General features: G+C 42.5%; 9 protein-coding genes. 6 read left to right on the forward strand and 3 right to left on the reverse strand.

The genetic code is table 11. The features are described from left to right. Positions 1–86: 86 nt before the first annotated feature. Positions 87–569, forward strand: a complete 483-nt coding sequence (locus NPE20_RS00580) for a hypothetical protein (protein ID WP_256536644.1) — start codon at positions 87–89, stop codon at positions 567–569. A 35-nt stretch (positions 570–604) separates the two neighbouring features. Here NPE20_RS00580 and NPE20_RS00585 read toward each other — a convergent pair whose 3' ends face one another. From NPE20_RS00585 to NPE20_RS00595, 3 genes are read right to left on the reverse strand one after another with little or no spacing between them, the layout of a single operon-like run. Further along, positions 605–2296 carry a glycoside hydrolase family 26 protein gene (locus NPE20_RS00585; RefSeq protein ID WP_256536645.1) on the reverse strand — a complete coding sequence of 564 codons (1692 nt, stop codon included), beginning with the start codon at positions 2294–2296 and terminating at the stop codon, positions 605–607. 6 nt (positions 2297–2302) lie between these two features. After that, positions 2303–5218 carry a glycosyltransferase family 2 protein gene (locus NPE20_RS00590; protein ID WP_256536646.1) on the reverse strand — a complete coding sequence of 972 codons (2916 nt, stop codon included), beginning with the start codon at positions 5216–5218 and terminating at the stop codon, positions 2303–2305. 53 nt (positions 5219–5271) lie between these two features. Continuing rightward, positions 5272–6594, reverse strand: a complete 1323-nt coding sequence (locus NPE20_RS00595) for a glycoside hydrolase family 2 TIM barrel-domain containing protein (protein ID WP_256536647.1) — start codon at positions 6592–6594, stop codon at positions 5272–5274. A gap of 419 nt (positions 6595–7013) precedes the next feature. Between NPE20_RS00595 and NPE20_RS00600 the strand changes: the two genes are divergently transcribed. From NPE20_RS00600 to katG, 5 genes are all read left to right on the forward strand, one after another. After that, positions 7014–8528 (forward strand): lipase maturation factor family protein, encoded by a 1515-nt coding sequence (locus NPE20_RS00600; protein ID WP_256536648.1) that lies wholly within the window; start codon positions 7014–7016, stop codon positions 8526–8528. 176 nt (positions 8529–8704) lie between these two features. Continuing rightward, entirely contained in the window at positions 8705–10297 is a 1593-nt protein-coding gene (locus NPE20_RS00605) for a DUF6377 domain-containing protein (protein ID WP_256536649.1), read from the forward strand. Positions 10298–10602: 305 nt separating this feature from the next. After that, the gene (locus NPE20_RS00610; protein ID WP_256536650.1) at positions 10603–13590 is read left to right on the forward strand and encodes a SusC/RagA family TonB-linked outer membrane protein; all 2988 of its coding nucleotides are present in this window, start codon (positions 10603–10605) and stop codon (positions 13588–13590) included. 10 nt (positions 13591–13600) lie between these two features. Next, positions 13601–15331, forward strand: coding sequence for a RagB/SusD family nutrient uptake outer membrane protein (locus tag NPE20_RS00615; RefSeq protein WP_256536651.1), 1731 nt, complete (start codon positions 13601–13603; stop codon positions 15329–15331). Between the two features lie 291 nt (positions 15332–15622). After that, positions 15623–17905, forward strand: a complete 2283-nt coding sequence (gene katG, locus NPE20_RS00620) for a catalase/peroxidase HPI (protein WP_256536652.1) — start codon at positions 15623–15625, stop codon at positions 17903–17905. The last annotated feature ends 49 nt before the right edge of the window (positions 17906–17954 follow it).

Below are 17954 nucleotides of genomic sequence, written 5' to 3' on the forward strand. Positions count from 1 at the left end.
GGATAAGATATTTCAAAGCCATCCCTTTCTGAGGCAACGCTGTTTATGCATTAAAAAACGCTGGTATTATTACTAAATTTGCAGCAATGACAGACCTGAACGAATATGAATGCGAAATGCTGGATACTATGCTGGAAGCCTTCGGCATTCCGGATAGCCTGACCCGTCGGCAATTAATGGAACTTTTTGATCAGGATGAAGCCTCTGCCTTTGCTATGGTACAGATACTGACCAGGGAGGGGCTGATCGCTGAATCCGGCAAACATGGTGATTATGAGTTGCCAGAGAAACTTATCCTCAAACCAAAGGGAGAAAAGTTCCTTAAGCAGGGGGGCTTTACCAAGCGCTACCAATTAGAGCAGCAAAAACCAGTTGAAGTTGGTAGCACACTGGCCAAGCTGCAGCAACAGAACATGAAACTGCAAAATGTTAAGCTGGCGAATGAAACACAGATCGGCAACCTTAAAAAAGTAGTTAATAACCTGCAAACCCGACAATTTATTTGGTGGGCGCTTATCGCTGTCGCATTGATCATAGGGTTTTTTATTGGTCAGGCATACAAGAGCTGAAATTAACTAAGAGCAGGCTACTCAATCCTTAATGTTTACTCGTTCAAAAGACTGCAAAATTTGATCATTGATTTTGGCGTTATGCTCCAGTCGGGAGCTTTAATATTACCCCAGGCCTTTGGGTTGTCGTATAAGTTAAAGTAGCAAATACCGAAAATATGAGGATTAGTATTTATGGTTTTGGCGGCGTTGGCAAGCCACTTATTTTGAAAAGCCTCTGATCCTTTTACGCCAAACTCTGTTATAAACAAAGGCTTATCAAGGAATCTCATACGATAGTATTTTCGATTAAATATGGTGCTGAATGCTTCTTGTTTCTCCGGATCAGTAATATTTTTATCAGGTAAGCCATAAATTGCTATGCTGATATAATCGACCACGTCATCGCCCGGCCAAAAGTCTACAGAACCCCTGTCACCTGCTGGCCCCCAAACTTTTTTTACGTTTATACCCGGCCCTCCATCAAACTGCATGAAATATCTGAAAGCATTGATATAGCTAACCGGATCCTGGCTTTGCCATGCATATCTGTGTATTGGAATTTCCATCTCATGCATCCATCTTAGGTAAACGATAGTTTTTGTAGAAGAAATTATGTCAAATAATTTTTTGATCTGTTTGTCATAACGGCCCTTTAATATGTTTTCTAAAACGATGGTATCTGTTATTCCGCTATTATCACGCCATGGTTCCATAGTTACGATCACTTCGTGGTGGCGATCGATGACCTGCAGGAAATTTCTCTCAAAATCACCTCTTTCAACCTCGCCCCAGTCTGTAAAAAGATGCTCTACGGTAATTCGCGGCCGATTGAATAACTTTTTATTTGGGTCATACACGCCAATCTTTAACGCAGTCCTTTCAGGCTTAATTTTGGCGCTATCAGCATAAACGTTTTTACTGTAAACGGTATTGATATATTTATGATGGTAGGATTGCTGATCGGTTAACCAGATAGGTTTAAAGTTAGTTTTTAAACCCTCTTCATCGCTCATAATTAAAACCGGCCTGTCAATAAACCTTAAGCGATGAAGTTTACTTTTTAACATCTCTGGGATTGACCCTGCCAGCGGGTAATAGTTTACAGATTTTTCTGAACTGCTTCCTAAGGTTATGCTTGCATAGTCAACCATTTGGTTTCCGGGCCAATATTCTGTGTCGCCAGGGTAACCTGATGGCCCCCATACAATTTGTACTTTTGGGGCGAGTTGTTTGATCCTTTTTGAAAAATAATTAAATGCCTCAATATAATCTTTCGGTAACTTAAATTGCCATGGATATACATCAGTAGGTACTTCCATATCAGGTGCCCAACGAATAAAAACCTTTTTTTTGCTTTTGGCAATTACAGCTCCCAGTTCGCTGATCTGCTTATCAAAACGGCCATTTGCTACCTCATTTAACACGTTACGTTTATAATCGCTACCTTTTAGCCAGGTTTCCACGGTAATTAACACATCATGATTGCTTAAGGCTGTTTCAAAGGCGCTTTTATCTGACCATAACGCTGTATTTTTAAATACAGCGTTATAACAAATTATAGAGCCGGGGGGTAAAACCTTACTTTCACCATTAACATTAAATACAGCTACCACCTGTTGGTTTGTAGGATAATAAATATTTAGCAAATAATTCTTCAATAGAAATCTAACACCAAAAAATAATATCAGAACAAATAAAATACCAAAAGCTATTGCCAAATAAGTCTTTGATGATGTTCTTTTCACTTGTAATTAATTTTCAAGAGGTGTATTTAATGTGCTATAATCATCAACAACATTATTGTCTTTAACAGCTACAAGGTACAGCCTGTATCTGTCATTGTTTTTTGGAATGTTAACGTATATATCCGGGCCGGTTCCCACCTTGTTCATGCCTATTGCATTACCATCGCTATCTGTTTTAACCAGGTACCATTCAAACTTTACTTCGGTTTTAAAATGAGCTGCAATGTTCCATTTATTATATGAATATATCAAAGCATGATAAGGTAGGGAAGCACCCGCCGTGGTGGTTAGGGCAGGCTTTAATATTTTAATAGGAGGTAACCTATGGCCCGATATTGTACCATGCCAGCTTTGGCTTATTTTATAAAGATAGGGTTTGTTGCGGCCCCAAATATCTTTTAAACCATCAAGCGTGACAGAAGAGCTGCTTTGCTGATCCTGCCAATTGGCATAAAAAGTTCCGGAAGTAGGCAATGCAACGTTCTCTAATGCTTCGGGATCTGCGTTGCTTAAAAAATATGGAGCTTTAATGCTTGCTGTAAGATATTTTAATGAACGTTTATTATTAATGATTATTCCGAACGCGTCAATTTCAGGTATCTGCTCATGTAATAAGTTTATTGTTAGGCCGAGCGTGGGCGATGATTGAACATCAAGAGTTACCGGCCTGGTTGCATCTGCCGATTTGATCTTTTTTACAAGGCGCTTCAAGAAATTAATGTAATGTAATTGAGCCCGGTACAATTGCGGTTCATGATAAAATAGGGCTAATTGCTGATAATTGCTGTTACCTAAATTCCATGCGCTGATGTTGGGGTTTGCCTTATTTTTATTTATTATCTTCAGAATGATATTGGATTGATCTGCCAGATAGCTGGTGTCGTTTATAAAGCTCGGCGGGTCGGGCATCCAAAAGCTATAATGGATTTTTAAACCCTTTTGCGCCGCGGCATCAAAGGTTGAGTTGTCATATATATTGGGGCCATATATTTTTATCGTATTTATGCCTGTTTTTTTCATTTCGCCAAAATCTTCCATTATGATTTTTTTAGTAAGCGGGGTTAGGTTTTTATACCAGTAGTGGCCTTTTGAATAGATCACACCCTTAACTGATGAAAAAAACGATGGGTTTAATAATACGTTTACTTGATCAGTTTTGGAATCTTGTGAAGCCGTATTTGAAATGCGAAAGATTGGTTTAGCCGCTGCAGCATAGTACTTAGATTGACTAATGAGATGCGATAAACCGGTAGTATCCGATGTAGAAATGATTTCAGCTGTATTATTTTTGCCGGCATTATGACGTATAGCACTGATATCTATATATTCATCTGAATCACGGGAAGCATAAATACTAATAGAAATTACCAGTACGGTAAGGATCAGGCTAACTTTCCTTACGCCTGTATATATACTTCGCCTTAACAACCAAAAGTGTCTTTTAGCAGATTGTAGTTTTGAAACCGCATTAGACAGTGTACCATGTTTGCCTACATAACCCTGAATTTTTAGCTCTGAACTGGCAACAAGCATAAAAATCATGAACATACAATTCAAACCAACAATACCTGACATGAAAAGGGTAAATGGGCTCCAGTCGTTGTTAAGACCATAAATGATAGATAGGATGGATATGACCAGTACTGAAATATTGGGAAGATTATTTTTGAGATTTTTTTCGTCTTTAACATCCTTAGGAGTGGCAATGTAAGGTACGTTCTTTCTAATGATAGTATAAACGAAGCCTAATATGAAGATCCACCACGTGCCGATGAGCAGCAATCCTCCTACAACGTGAAATCCACGTTCGTTGTCTTCCATCACCCACTGCTGTACAAAATGCCTTATTAGGATGATAGATGTTATAAAAGGAATGCTGATAACTAAAAACTCAGAAAAATCCATCCTTAATGGAAAAGCATCTGTAAATAAGGATATAACCGGGATCAAAAAATTGAGAAGAAATACAAAACCCGATAAATAAAATAACGGTAAAAGGCCGTAATGAAGTTTTTGCCGCCAGCTGAATTTCCTGAAAAGCTTCACATAAGAAGTTACCAAAAGCTCAAAAACTCCCCGTGACCATTTCAATTGCTGTTTATAGTAAGCCGACAACGTAGCCGGAACCAAGCCTCTTGATAGTACAGCGGGGACGTAAACAGACTTCCAGTTGCGTGCATGTAACTGCATGGCCGTATGCATATCTTCGGCCAGCCCAGCGGCATGCCCGCCAATGGATTCTAACGCTGTGCGCCTAAACGTACAATTGGCGCCAATTGCCTGAACGGTTCCATAGCTATTCATGCACATCATCATGGGGCCATAAAACTGATAAGTTTGCTGTGCTGCCCCTTTTGCTATCCATCCAATATGCTGATTGTAGTATGCCTGTACAACCTGCACGTACCCAATTTCAGGGTCTTCAAAATGGGCAACTATTGGGTCCAGGAATTCAGGAACCGGGATGTGATCGGGGTCAAGGATCAAACATAGCTCACCCGATGACTGTGCTAAGGCATTATTAATATTACCGGCCTTCGCATTAATTTTTATAGTTCTTGTTATATGATGAACCCCCAGTGTTTCGCAAACGGATTTCAGGTAAGGATCGTCAGCTTCATCGCATAAAAAGGTTTGGTGAGGATAATGTATGGCCTGAATGGCAGTAAGCGTTTCAACGATCATTTCGTACGGTTCACCAGCACAAAATGTAGTAAATATGTCAACTGTATATTGTTTAGTTACGGTAGGGGTAACAGGAACAGATATAGACCAGTAGTGATACCACTCATAAATTATTTTAAAAAAAGTATAAACGAAAGTAGATATCAGTAGCCAGTAAAGTGGTTTATAGCCCATAACTGATTTTTGGAGCAGGCTATACATAAAAAACAGCATACACACCACACCAATGATGATCATTAACCGCAAATTAATTAGTTGTAATTTGGAAGGCGGTTTAATAGTATTATTCCTCATGGACTCTTTAGTACGTAAAAAGGGGTATTAGAGGTTGCAAAAGAGCCTTTTTTATTATAGATATAAACAAATAAACGGTAAGGGCCTTCTTTATCAGGTACTTTAAAATTTAGTTCCGATCCACTATTTGTGATGATTGAATTTTTAATTTCTTTCGGCTTTTTTTCACTGAATATGCCATTGGGCTTAAACCAATCTTCGGCATATATCTTCCATATAAATTTATAACCGGCAGTATCAGTAGTTTCCAGATAAACTTTGCTGTGGGCTATTACATTGGGTTTAAACAGGATATTATCATTTGCCCCTTTTTCGTTTACCAGCATGTACTTTAATGCAGGAGCCTTTTCGGATGTTTTTTTTCCCGTCCATAAGTATTGCATTACCTGCACTGCTTCGGTTTCGGCGCCGTTTTCATCAAAAAAACTGAACCATGTTGGGGTTAATTCCTGTTTTTGCCCCCAGTAAAACACCATCGACCCCAAAAAACCGGGATCATTAACCGGCATATACTTTTGATAGGTAGTTAGATACTGCTCTGCTTTTTTTGTGCTGGTGCTTTCAATATAAGCTCCCCATGCATTTTGAGTGTCGGTAGTCCAGGGCCCTTCAATTGCCCATTCTGTTATTAAAAACGGGCCATCCCAAAACCATTTGAATTTTTGGAGATCTTCTTTTAATGTTTTTATAGAACCAAAAATATTGAATGATATGAAATCTATTTCTGTTCTGAGCTTAATATTTATAATGTTCTTTTTTTGAAACGACATGATAGTTGTAGTTACCGGATGCTGTGGGTCATTCCGGTGAATCATATCAACTATTCCATTAAATGTAGAATAAAATTGGTTGTATTCTGGTTTGTAAGGAAAAGCAAGCTCATTACCCAGGCACCAGCACAAAAGTGCGGGATGGTTTTTAAACCGATCAACAAGCTGTGCAATTTTTCGAGCATACACATCAGCCTTGGGTGTTTTGTAAAAGTCATCCATATTTGCGCTTGGGGGCATTGGTAAACCCACTATAACAGCTAAATGATTTGCTTGCGCCGAATCTAAGATCTTTCCCAAATTTGTTGTGTCCCAAACCCTTATGGTATTACCGCCTGCTTCTTTTAAACGTTTCAAATTGGTAAAGCCCGAGGCTCCCTTTATAAAAAAAGGCTGCCCATTACGATACAAAGTATATTTTCCGTTCGCAGTTTTGATGTAAACTGTTTTTTTATCAATTGCATTACCTGTTTTATCCTGATTACATGCCAGGAATAAAAAGCAAAGTACACAGCAGTTAACGGCTAATCTGAAAGCGTGCAATCTCATAATATTGGTTAGTCCTCTTAAAATAGGGCGCTGATTTAGCGGTTAAGATAGTTAGGTATTTACGGGTGCATGAGAACATCTGTAAGGTTAACAAGCAAGAAAATAAGGTGTCGGTTGCATTAAGCGTGAGAATTTGGCTGTTAATCAATGTTAAGTTATTTGTCATTACACCTTTGTAAAGGTTTTGATGGTAAGTTATCAACTAATATGTGCATTGCGAGCTTTCGCCAAAAATAAAGATAGGAAAGCAACTTAACTACACAAAATATTAATTAAATACCGTGTTGAAAATAACCTGCCGGGCAGTTCTGCAAACTTTAGAGCCGGCTTGTTTGTTAGCCAAAGAACAATGCTTGTTCAGCCGGGATTGCCCGGATATTCCGTAGTACCGCGTTCCGATGGATTCAAATCAAGACACGATGAACCTTCAAAGCGAGCCTGATGCAGCTCCTCAATACTGGTTGATGCGTTTTGTACTGCTGCGATTGCTGGGTGCGGTTTACGCTGTTGCTTTTTTGGTGGCCATTAACCAGGCACTACCTTTGATCGGTTCACACGGGCTATTACCGATGGGGCATTACCTGGAGCAAATAAGCGCAGCGTTAGGTTCGCAGGGTGCGGGCTTTATAAGGGTACCTTCGCTGTTCTGGCTGTGGCATTCAGACACGGCCCTACTGTTGACTGTATGGACAGGCTTGATCTTATCATTGATCATGATGGCCGGTTACGCTAATGCGCTTACGCTTGGCGCATTGTGGGTAATTTATCTTTCCCTGGTACATGTTGGCCAGGACTGGTATGGCTATGGCTGGGAGATCCAGCTGACGGAAACCGGCTTCCTCGCTATCTTTTTGTGCCCTTTGCTGGATATGCGTCCGTTTCCTAAACGCCCGCCACCGCTGCTCATTATAATCCTGTTCCGCTGGCTAATCGTCCGTATCATGCTGGGTTCCGGGCTCATCAAATACCGTGGTGATGCAGTATGGCGCGAGGGGACAGCTTTATATCATTATTTTGAGACGCAGCCTATACCGGGGCCGTTAAGTCGCTGGTTTCATTTCCTGCCGCATACGTTGCTACAAATCGGTGTATGGTTCAACTGGCTGGGGGAACTTGTAGCGCCATGGTTCGCTTTTGGCCCGCGCCTGGCCCGGCATATCGCGGGTGTAGTAATGATCCTGTTTCAACTGGCTATTATTATCAGTGGTAATCTGTCTTTTTTAAACTGGCTAACAATTGTGCCGGCGTTGGCCTGTCTGGATGATGGTTTTTGGACGAAGATCCTGCCAGGAATACTTATACGCAAAGCACAAAAAGCTGAGTTGGAAGCGGAGCCCTCGCAGCCCATGCAGCGCACGACGCTGGTGGTTACGTGTTTGGTAGGGTTGCTCAGTATTCAACCCGCACTCAATATTCTGTCTTCGAAACAGGTAATGAATACCTCGTTCGATCCGCTGGATTTGGTTAACACTTACGGCGCATTTGGCAGCGTAGGCCGCGAACGTTACAACGTGGTGTTTGAAGGTACCAGTGATCCCAACCCCGATAGCGCCAACTGGAAAGCCTATCCATACAAGGGCCTCCCGGTGGCACCCGATCAGCGCCCGCCTCAAATTGCGCCTTATCAGCTGCGGCTCGATTGGCAAATGTGGTTCGCCGCAATGTCCACGGCTGAACAATATCCCTGGACCTACCACCTGGCCTGGAAACTGCTGCACAATGATCGGGATGTAGTAGGTTTGTTTGCAGATAACCCTTTTCCGAAACGACCACCGCGATATGTTAGGGCGGTTATTTACCGGTACCGCTTTGCCACACCGGGCCAAACGCCGAGCCATTACTGGGAACGGGAAAGGCTGGGGCTGTGGCTACCTGCGCTTTCGGTAAAAAATCCACAGTTTATCGCGTACCTAAAAAGTCAGGGCTGGCTTTAAAATCATGTAAGACGCCAGTTCCGTTTAGTCGTTTAACTAACTCAAATAACCATTACAGGATTTATTGTTAGTATGCACAAACGATGAGTTATCATCTTTAAAAATTTTCAGATCATCTGTAAATAAATTCTTATTGGGTTAGCTTTGCCCACTCTACCTTTCAATAAAGCGTGATCATGAAAAAGTTTTTGTTACTCGCCATAACCGGCCTGTTTTCAACATGCATAGCTAAGTCAGCTGTACAGTCTGATAGCTTGCTTAAAGTCCTCAAATCGGAGATTGCCCGTAAGAAAATATATGATCATCAAAAAGATGAGCAGATTGCTACGCTTAGGCAAAAATTAAACACACAACAATCAATAGGCCTGGAAGCACGGTATTTTGCAACCCTGGGCCTGTTTGAGGCTTATAAAGATTACCGTTTCGATTCTACTTTTCATTACGCGCGGCAACTGGTACATATCAGTGGTATGTTGCATGACAACAGAAGGCTTGCCGAAAATCGTTTACGATTGGGCACCACCCTTATTAGCTCGGGTATGTTCAAGGAAACATTCGATTGCCTGCGTGAAATTGATGCCAGGTTGTTAGACCGTCAATTAAAGAAATCGTATTATGTGCTTTATTCATGGGCATGGTCTGATCTGTCAAAATATAACGCCGATCGCTTTTATGCTCCTGAGGATCTTGAGAAAAAGTTCCGTTACCTCGATTCGGCCATCGCATTAACTGAAAAAGGATCGTTTGAACAACTTATTTTACAGGCACAGCAAAAGCCAAACGTGGGCCCTCACCCTTCAGGTTATTATATGAAGCTGATGAACCGTAAGCTTTCAGAACATGAGGAAGCTATGGTAGTAACCGGTTTAAGCCGTTATCGTACCGGCGACGAAAAAGTGCGGCTGCTTGCAATTGCCGCTATAAATGATGTACGAACGTCAACCTACAGGGCGCAAGCTTTGCTTGATCTGGGGAATACGCTTTTTGAGCAGGGAAAAGTTGATGAAGCTTATTTTTTTCTGCAACAGACTATGGAACAGGCAAATAAGTTTGGAGCACGTATGCAACGATATCAGGTTGCCCGTATGCTTCCTGTGGTAGCCGCAAAGCGGGATATGCTGGCCAAACAGGAGAGACAACGCTTTTTAATATTTATAGCTTGCGTAATAGTAATAACAGTAATTACAGGCCTTATTTGCTTTATTATTTTTGTTCAACTTAAAAAAGTACGCGCCGGGGAACGCGTTATACGGGAAAGTAACCGCCTTTTAGCACAAAAGAATAAGCAATTGTGGGAGGAGGGAAGAATAAAGGAGGAATATATCGGGTTTTTCTTTAGTGAGCTGTCCCGCCATATTATAAAGCTGGATAAATTAAGGAATAACGTACAACGAAAAGTTAAGTCGGGCAGTATAGATGAAGCCTTGCGCCAATTAGATAATGTAGACATCCACGCAGAACGCCGGCAACTGTTCCATACTTTTGACCGGATATTCTTGAAATTGTTTCCTGATTTTGTTGAAGCAGTAAATGCCATGCTATCCAACGAGGATCAGCTGAGGCCCAAACAGCCCGGCACACTTAGTACCCAGCTCCGCATTTTTGCGCTGATGCGTTTGGGTGTTAATAATAACGAAATGATAGCCGCTATTTTGGAATTTACAGTAAATACCGTTTATACCTACCGTTTTCGCCTGCGTTCTAAAGCCCTTGTACCGGCAGATGACTTTGAACAACGGATAATGGGCATCCAACTTGCCGGGGATTAAGGTGTAAGATAACTAGATTTTTCTTTCTTTGTTAACTTTTAACTATCTGTTAAACAGGTCGTTGTTTTTTTGTCGCGTTAGATTTTTCATTCACCCCTTTCAGATAGCTTGCATTTAAGGCCCAACCGGGCTTACTTGCAACGCAAACCAATTACTAATCCCGGAGAACATCCGGCAATTACTACCTTAAATCTTTTGATAATGAAAAACGCTATCTGTGGAAAAGCGCCGCCCTAAACTGCGCACTGTTTCCGGGCCGGGCTTAATGCCGGCTAATTCATCTATTAACCAATCAAATCAATCTTATGTATAAAAAAATTTTACTTCATATGGGCATATTTATGCTCTTTATGATGCTTGGCGGCACCGTAATAGCTCAAAACAGAATGGTAACCGGCAAAATAACCGACGCCGGTGATGGTTCGCCAATGCCGGGTGTAAGCGTTGTAGTAACAGGAACGTCTGTTGGGACTATTTCAGATGCAAACGGTGCTTATAGCCTCAATATTCCTGCAACAGCAAAAAGCTTAACTTTCACATTTATCGGCTATACCGCACGCGAAGTGGCACTTACCGAGGCTGCAACACTTAATACCTCCCTCACGCAATCAAATAATGCACTTAAAGAGGTGACGATTGTAAGTGTAGGTTATGGTACGCTTGATAAACGCGAAGTATCCAGCGCTATAACGCACGTATCGTCTAAAGATCTGTTACCTGTATCTGCCAACAGCCCTTTAATGTCGTTACAAGGTAAGGTAGCGGGTTTAAGTATTACCAACACATCAAGCGGCGATCCTAATTCGTCTCCAAGTGTTCAGTTAAGAGGCGTTTCTTCGCGCAATGCGGGCCTTGGGCCGCTTTACGTTGTAAACGGCATTCCTGGTGGCAATATCGATAACATCAATCAAAATGACATTGAAAGCATTGATGTGCTTAAGGGAGGTGCCGCTTCGGCGATCTATGGTACACGAGGCGGTAATGGAGTAATTATTATCACCACAAAGAAAGGCTCTGCCCAATCACGATTCTTTTACGATGGCTTTGCCAGCTTTGATTATGTTACCAACCGCCTGCAGAATCTTTCTGCGGATGATTTTTTAAAATACCGTGTGCAAAACAACAAAGGCCAGGATTACGGCGCTAAAACCGATTGGCTGGGCGCGGTAACAAACTCCCCGGCTTTCAGCCAGAAACACACTGTACAGATGTCTGGCGGGTCGGCTAAAACTAACTATCTCGCTTCGGCAGATTATCGTAATGCGGATGGTATCGACCTTCGGGCCCATAAAAAGGAGTATGGCGCACGGGTAAGTATCAACCACACTACTGATGATAATTTTCTTACCGCTACATTTAACGTTGCGCCGCGTTATATGACTACCAGCAACGCCGACCAGGGTAACTTTAACAATGCGCTTACGCTTAATCCCACCTATCCAATATTTAATGACGAGGGAAAGTATAATTTTATAAATACCGGTTTCTTTTCCAACAACCCTGTTGAAAATGCAAACCTGATCAAATCGCAGGCAGAAATTAAGGAGTTGGATATTAGTGGTTCTTTGAAAGCAAATATCCTGCATAACCTAAGTACTACAGTTACAGTTTCAGAGATCAGCCGTTCTGCGCACATGAATAATTTTAGTCCATCAACGCTTTCAACTATAGTTCATTCAGGGCAGACTACCAAAACCAATTTTGCATCGCAGGAACAACAGGAAAACGATCAGAAAAATTTTGAATGGATAGGCAATTACAACCTTAATTTAAAGCGCAATCACTTTAAACTATTGGGTGGATACTCTTATACTTTATACAACTATAAGCAGTTTTATGCGCAAAACTATGATTTTCCTTTCGATGTATTTACATGGAACAACCTGCACTCGGGCTTGTACAACGGTGGGGCTGAGGGACAAGGTCAGGACGCGGTAGGTTCAACTCAAAACGGATCTACACTTATTTCTTTTTTTGGAAGATTGAATTATGACTTTGATAACAAATACATTTTAACGGCGAGCCTAAGGCACGAGGGTTCTTCTAAGTTTGGCGCAAGTAATAAGTGGGGTAACTTTCCGGCTGTTTCCGGCGCCTGGCGCATCTCTGAAGAAAATTTTTTTAAAGGGAGCTTGCCATGGATAAATGAATTGAAATTAAGGGCTGATTATGGAATAACCGGTAACCAGGACTTTGGTAATTACAAATCGCTGATCCTTTATGGCGCTGCCGGATATTTTCCGTTTAATGGGGATTGGTACCAGGTATATGGGCCGTCGCAAAACGTTAACCTGGATTTGAAGTGGGAAAAAGCAATAAATTTCAATGTTGGGTTAGATTTCTCTTTGTTTAATAATAGGCTTGGTGGATCAATAGACTACTACGTTCGCACTAACAAAGATCTGTTAGCCGATTATCTGGTTCCATTGCCGCCTAATTCACAAGCCAGAACCACAGCTAATGTGGGTACAATGAAAAATAATGGTATAGAGGTTGTTTTAAACGGCAGCGTAATTCAAAGTAAAGATTTCAGTTATAACGCTAATCTTACTTTAGCATATAACCGGAATAAATTTATTTCGTTTTCAAATCAGCTCTACTACGGTGGCACTTATGAGGATGTTGCGGGCTTAGGTGCCCCCGGGTCGCCTGGAAATACGCAACGTATAGTAGAAGGCCGCTCCATAGGTGAATTTTATTTACTAAAATCAGCAGGGGTAAGTGATGATGGGGCATTATTAGTATATAAAAAAGATGGGAGTGTTGTAAAGGCTAACGAAGCTTCTTTGGATGACCGGCAATTTGTTGGCAACGGCTTACCTAAGTATATAGCTTCAATGGGTAATAACTTCCGCTATAAACGGTTTGATCTAAACGTATTTTTAAGGGGGGCTTTTGGCTACAAAATTTTTAATACCCCCGCGTTTTATCTTGGTACGCCTGCAAGTCAGACCGATGCAAATGTGCTGAAATCGGCATATGATGATAAAAGCAAGTATTCTAAGCTAACAAACGACCAAACGCTGTACAGAACATCCGATTACTACCTGGAGTCGGGCTCATTTGTTAAAATAGACAACGTATCATTAGGGTATACGCAGCCTTTAAAATCTAAGTATCTCAAGTCGGTACGCTTGTATGCCGTAGGCAGAAACCTGCACACTTTTACAAGTTACACCGGTGGCGATCCAGACCTGATACAGGTTAACGGCCTTACGCCCGGCATCAGCACATCACTTAATTATTATCCTTCTACTCTGCAGTTGATTTTTGGCTTGCAGGCAACATTTTAATATTAAATATATGAAACAGTATAAACTATATATAAGCGGCCTGTTGCTTACAGCATTAGTAGGGGGCAGCTGTACTAAACTGGATGAACATGTTTATGACCAGGTAGACGCTGCAAATTTCCTGACCAGGCGAGACGATGTTATCCGCGATTTTCTTCGCCCTTTTGAACATGGGTACTGGAGTATACAAGGCAACGACGTGTACGCGGTAGGTGAAAACTCAACCGATGAAATAGGTACTTATAACCGCCAGGGCGACTGGCAGGATGGTGGTTATTATCAGCGTATGCATTATCATACCTGGACACCTAATGATGGCTTTACTGATGGCGCATGGACAAATTTTTACCAGGGAATAGTACTGGCTACAAACTCGTACCAGGATATGGAAAGCATACAAGACCCTGCCAAGCTAAGTATTACACCAGAAGAGCTTGCCGACTTTAAATCGGAATTGCGCACTTTAAGAGCCTGGTTTTACCTGAGGGCATTTGATTTTTACCGTAATATTGTAATTGTTACCGACGTAAAAAACACCACTCAAGGTGGCCCTCAGTCAACACCACAGGAAACATTTGCGTACATAGAAAAAGAGTTGACCGAAGCTATTCCGGGCTTGCCAACCCGCGATCAGCTTGGTGCTAAGGGTATAGGCCGATGGACAAAAGCCGGGGCGGCTGCGTTATTAGCCAGGCTTTACCTTAACGCAAAAGTTTACATCGGCACTGATAAATTTGCCGAATGCGAAGCAGTTAGCCGTGATATTATTAGTGGCAAATATGGAAGCTATACACTTGATACGCGCTGGGATGCTCCGTTTGATTATACAAATACATCTTTAAACTCTGAGGTAATATATGGTTTCCCTGGTACTTTAACACGTACGCATTGGCAGTATGAAGGAGGAATGTTTTTTTGGGGAATGACATACGATGCTGCCCCTCTTTATTGTGGGTTTACAGATTTTGGTCAATCGAACCCACGTTTTGCCCTTCAGCCGGGGCTTGATGTGGATGGTGTTGAATATCCTTTTCAAATGGGTAAGCCATTCCGTAAGTTTCAAAAATACCCGGACGACCTGCGTTTAAAAAAATACAAAAATTTAGGCGATAGTAAGCGGGAGGGTATGTTTTTATACGGTTATTTACCATATACACATACCGTTAATGGAGCATCGCGTATAGACACTGTTAAGGGCAATAAAGGGCCATATCCACTGTATATCCGCGACCAGGTAGGCATGTTTTTGGATGCTAAGCCGGGCGCTACAATTTCCGACAAGGAATCTAATATGAATCATGCCGATCATAACTCTGGTGTATTTATGGTTAAATATCCCATATATCCTACACCCGATCCAAACCGCATTACATCTGCTTACGCCGAAGTAAGGTTATCAGAGGTGTACTATACCCTTGCCGAGTGCTTGTACCGCAAGGGTGATAAAGCGGGTGCCGCATTGCTGCTGAACCAGGTAAGACGACGTAATTTCCCTGACGGATCTCCAAGCCTGTATAAAGCGGACGGTAGCCAACTCAACGACCAGGAAATGCTGGACGAGTGGGGCAGGGAGTTTATTGGTGAAAACAGGCGCAGAACAGACCTTATCCGTTGGGGCGTTTTTAACACCGGTACATGGTGGGATAAAAGGCCAGATGCAGATGATCATACAAAGATTTTCCCTATTGGTCAAAATACGCTAAACGTTAACCGGCAATTGAAACAAAACCCGGGATATTAAAATTGGTTAGTTGGTTTAAGGTGCGGCGTTCCCAATTGGGGCGCCGCTTTTTTGTGCCGTTAATTTTAATTTGGGTAACATAAAATTGAGCATTAGGTTCGATACTGATGTTGTTACATGACTCCATTTATTGAGCTGCCACACTCATCAGGTTAAATGACTCCATCTTTATAGTTTTTAACTATTTCTTCATAGAAATTATTGATTATGATTATAGAAATCAATGTTTTAATTTCATATTATTCAGAAGTGCCAGATATAAACATGTTCTATACAATAAACCTATAAAAAATGGAAAACGAATCAAATGACATCAGTAAATGCCCGTTTCTAAACGGTGAGATGAAGCACAATGTTGGCGGTGGCGGCACCCGGAACCGCGACTGGTGGCCTAACCAGCTAAAGCTAAATATCCTTCGCCAAAATTCATCATTATCAAACCCTATGGGCAATGATTTTAATTATGCGGAAGCGTTTAAAAGCCTTGACCTGGAAGCTGTAAAACAAGACCTACACGCGTTAATGACCGACTCGCAGGATTGGTGGCCGGCAGATTTTGGCCATTATGGTGGTTTGTTTATACGCATGGCCTGGCATAGCGCAGGTACTTATCGTGTGGGTGACGGCCGCGGGGGAGCAGGAGCAGGACTGCAACGTTTTGCACCGCTTAACAGTTGGCCCGATAATGTAAGCCTTGATAAAGCCCGCAGGCTGCTTTGGCCGGTTAAACAAAAATATGGCCGCAAACTTTCATGGGCAGATCTGATGATCCTTGCCGGTAACATCGCGCTTGAATCTATGGGTTTTAAAACCTTTGGCTTTGGCGGTGGGCGCGAAGATGTATGGGAAGCAGATGAATCGGTATACTGGGGCGCCGAAACCACCTGGCTGGGTAACGATAAGCGTTACCCTGATGGTTCACCTGGTGCAGTAGAGGGACATGGCGTGTTGGTATCTGATGAGGATGCCGATGGCGATATACACTCACGTAACCTTGAAAAACCACTTGCGGCTGCACATATGGGTTTAATTTACGTTAATCCTGAAGGCCCGGATGGTAATCCCGACCCTATTATGGCAGCAAGGGATATTCGCGAAACCTTTGGCCGTATGGCCATGAATGATGAAGAAACAGTTGCCCTTATAGCCGGTGGCCACAGCTTTGGTAAAACGCATGGCGCTGCTTCTTCAGATAATGTAGGCAAAGAACCCGAGGCTGTTGATGTTGAAATGCAGGGTTTTGGTTGGGCAAATCAATATGGATCGGGCAATGGCCCAGACACTATTACCAGCGGGATTGAAGTAACCTGGACAAAAACGCCAACCCAATGGAGCAATAATTTCTTTGAGAACCTTTTTGGCTTTGAATGGGAACTTTCTAAAAGCCCGGGCGGTGCGCACCAATGGGTGGCTAAAAATGCCGAGCCAATTATTCCTGATGCTTACGATAGTTCAAAAAAACGTTTGCCAACTATGCTTACTACCGATCTTGCCTTAAGGCTCGACCCGGCATACGAAAAAATATCGAGGCGCTTTCTGGAAGATCATGAAGCATTTGCAGATGCTTTTGCACGTGCATGGTTTAAATTAACACACCGTGACATGGGGCCCCGCGAACGTTACTTGGGCCCCGATGTGCCACAGGAAGAACTGCTTTGGCAGGACCCTATCCCTGCGGTTGACCATAAACTAATAGATGAAAATGATATTGCAGCCCTGAAAGCAAAGGTATTAGCATCTGGTTTAAGCGTATCTGAGCTGGTTTCTACCGCATGGGCTTCGGCTTCAACCTTCCGCGGATCTGATAAACGCGGTGGTGCCAATGGCGCCCGTATTCGATTAGCCCCGCAAAGATACTGGCAGGTAAACAACCCAACGCAGCTGCAAAAAATATTGAACGTGCTGGAGGGTATTCAGCAAGAATTTAATGGTGCACAGGCAGACGGTAAAAAGGTTTCGCTGGCTGATCTGATCGTATTGGCGGGTTGCGCGGGCGTTGAAAAAGCAGCTAAGGATGCAGGTCATGTTATTACCGTTCCGTTCACGCCGGGCCGTATGGATGCTTCGCAGGAGCAAACCGATGTAGAATCATTTGGCTACCTGGAGCCTGCTGCCGACGGTTTCCGCAATTACCGCAAATCAAAAGTTGCGGTTGCAACCGAAGAATTGCTGATAGATAAGGCCCAGTTGCTTACATTGACAGCGCCGGAGATGACGGTGCTGGTAGGTGGCCTGCGTGTACTAAATACAAATTTTGACGGATCTAAACATGGTGTTTTCACATCTCGCCCGGGCGTGCTTAGTAACGATTTCTTTGTGAATCTGCTTGATATGCGTACAGCCTGGAAAGCTGTGGCTGAGGGCAGGGAAGTATATGAAGGTAGCGATCGTACCACCGGAGAAGTAAAATGGACAGGCTCCCGAGCCGATCTGGTATTTGGTTCTAACTCCGAACTGAGGGCAGTAGCCGAAATATACGCAAGTGCTGATGCACAGGACAAGTTTGTAAAAGACTTTGTAGCCGCGTGGAGCAAGGTGATGAACCTGGACAGATTTGATCTAGCCAGGTCGTAGGTCTCGAATATTTCTTAATTATTCTAAAAAAGCACCGAACCCCGGTGCT

This window comes from Mucilaginibacter aquariorum (genome assembly GCF_024498135.1).
Classification (GTDB): Bacteria; Bacteroidota; Bacteroidia; order Sphingobacteriales; family Sphingobacteriaceae; genus Mucilaginibacter; species Mucilaginibacter aquariorum.

Coding starts and splice junctions, on each gene's coding strand:
- NPE20_RS00580 (WP_256536644.1), top strand. CDS start 87: ATGACAGACCTGAACGAATATGAATGCGAAATGCTGGATACTATGCTG.
- NPE20_RS00590 (WP_256536646.1), bottom strand. CDS start 5,218: ATGATCATCATTGGTGTGGTGTGTATGCTGTTTTTTATGTATAGCCTG.
- NPE20_RS00595 (WP_256536647.1), bottom strand. CDS start 6,594: ATGAGATTGCACGCTTTCAGATTAGCCGTTAACTGCTGTGTACTTTGC.
- NPE20_RS00600 (WP_256536648.1), top strand. CDS start 7,014: ATGAACCTTCAAAGCGAGCCTGATGCAGCTCCTCAATACTGGTTGATG.
- NPE20_RS00605 (WP_256536649.1), top strand. CDS start 8,705: ATGAAAAAGTTTTTGTTACTCGCCATAACCGGCCTGTTTTCAACATGC.
- NPE20_RS00610 (WP_256536650.1), top strand. CDS start 10,603: ATGTATAAAAAAATTTTACTTCATATGGGCATATTTATGCTCTTTATG.
- NPE20_RS00615 (WP_256536651.1), top strand. CDS start 13,601: ATGAAACAGTATAAACTATATATAAGCGGCCTGTTGCTTACAGCATTA.
- katG (WP_256536652.1), top strand. CDS start 15,623: ATGGAAAACGAATCAAATGACATCAGTAAATGCCCGTTTCTAAACGGT.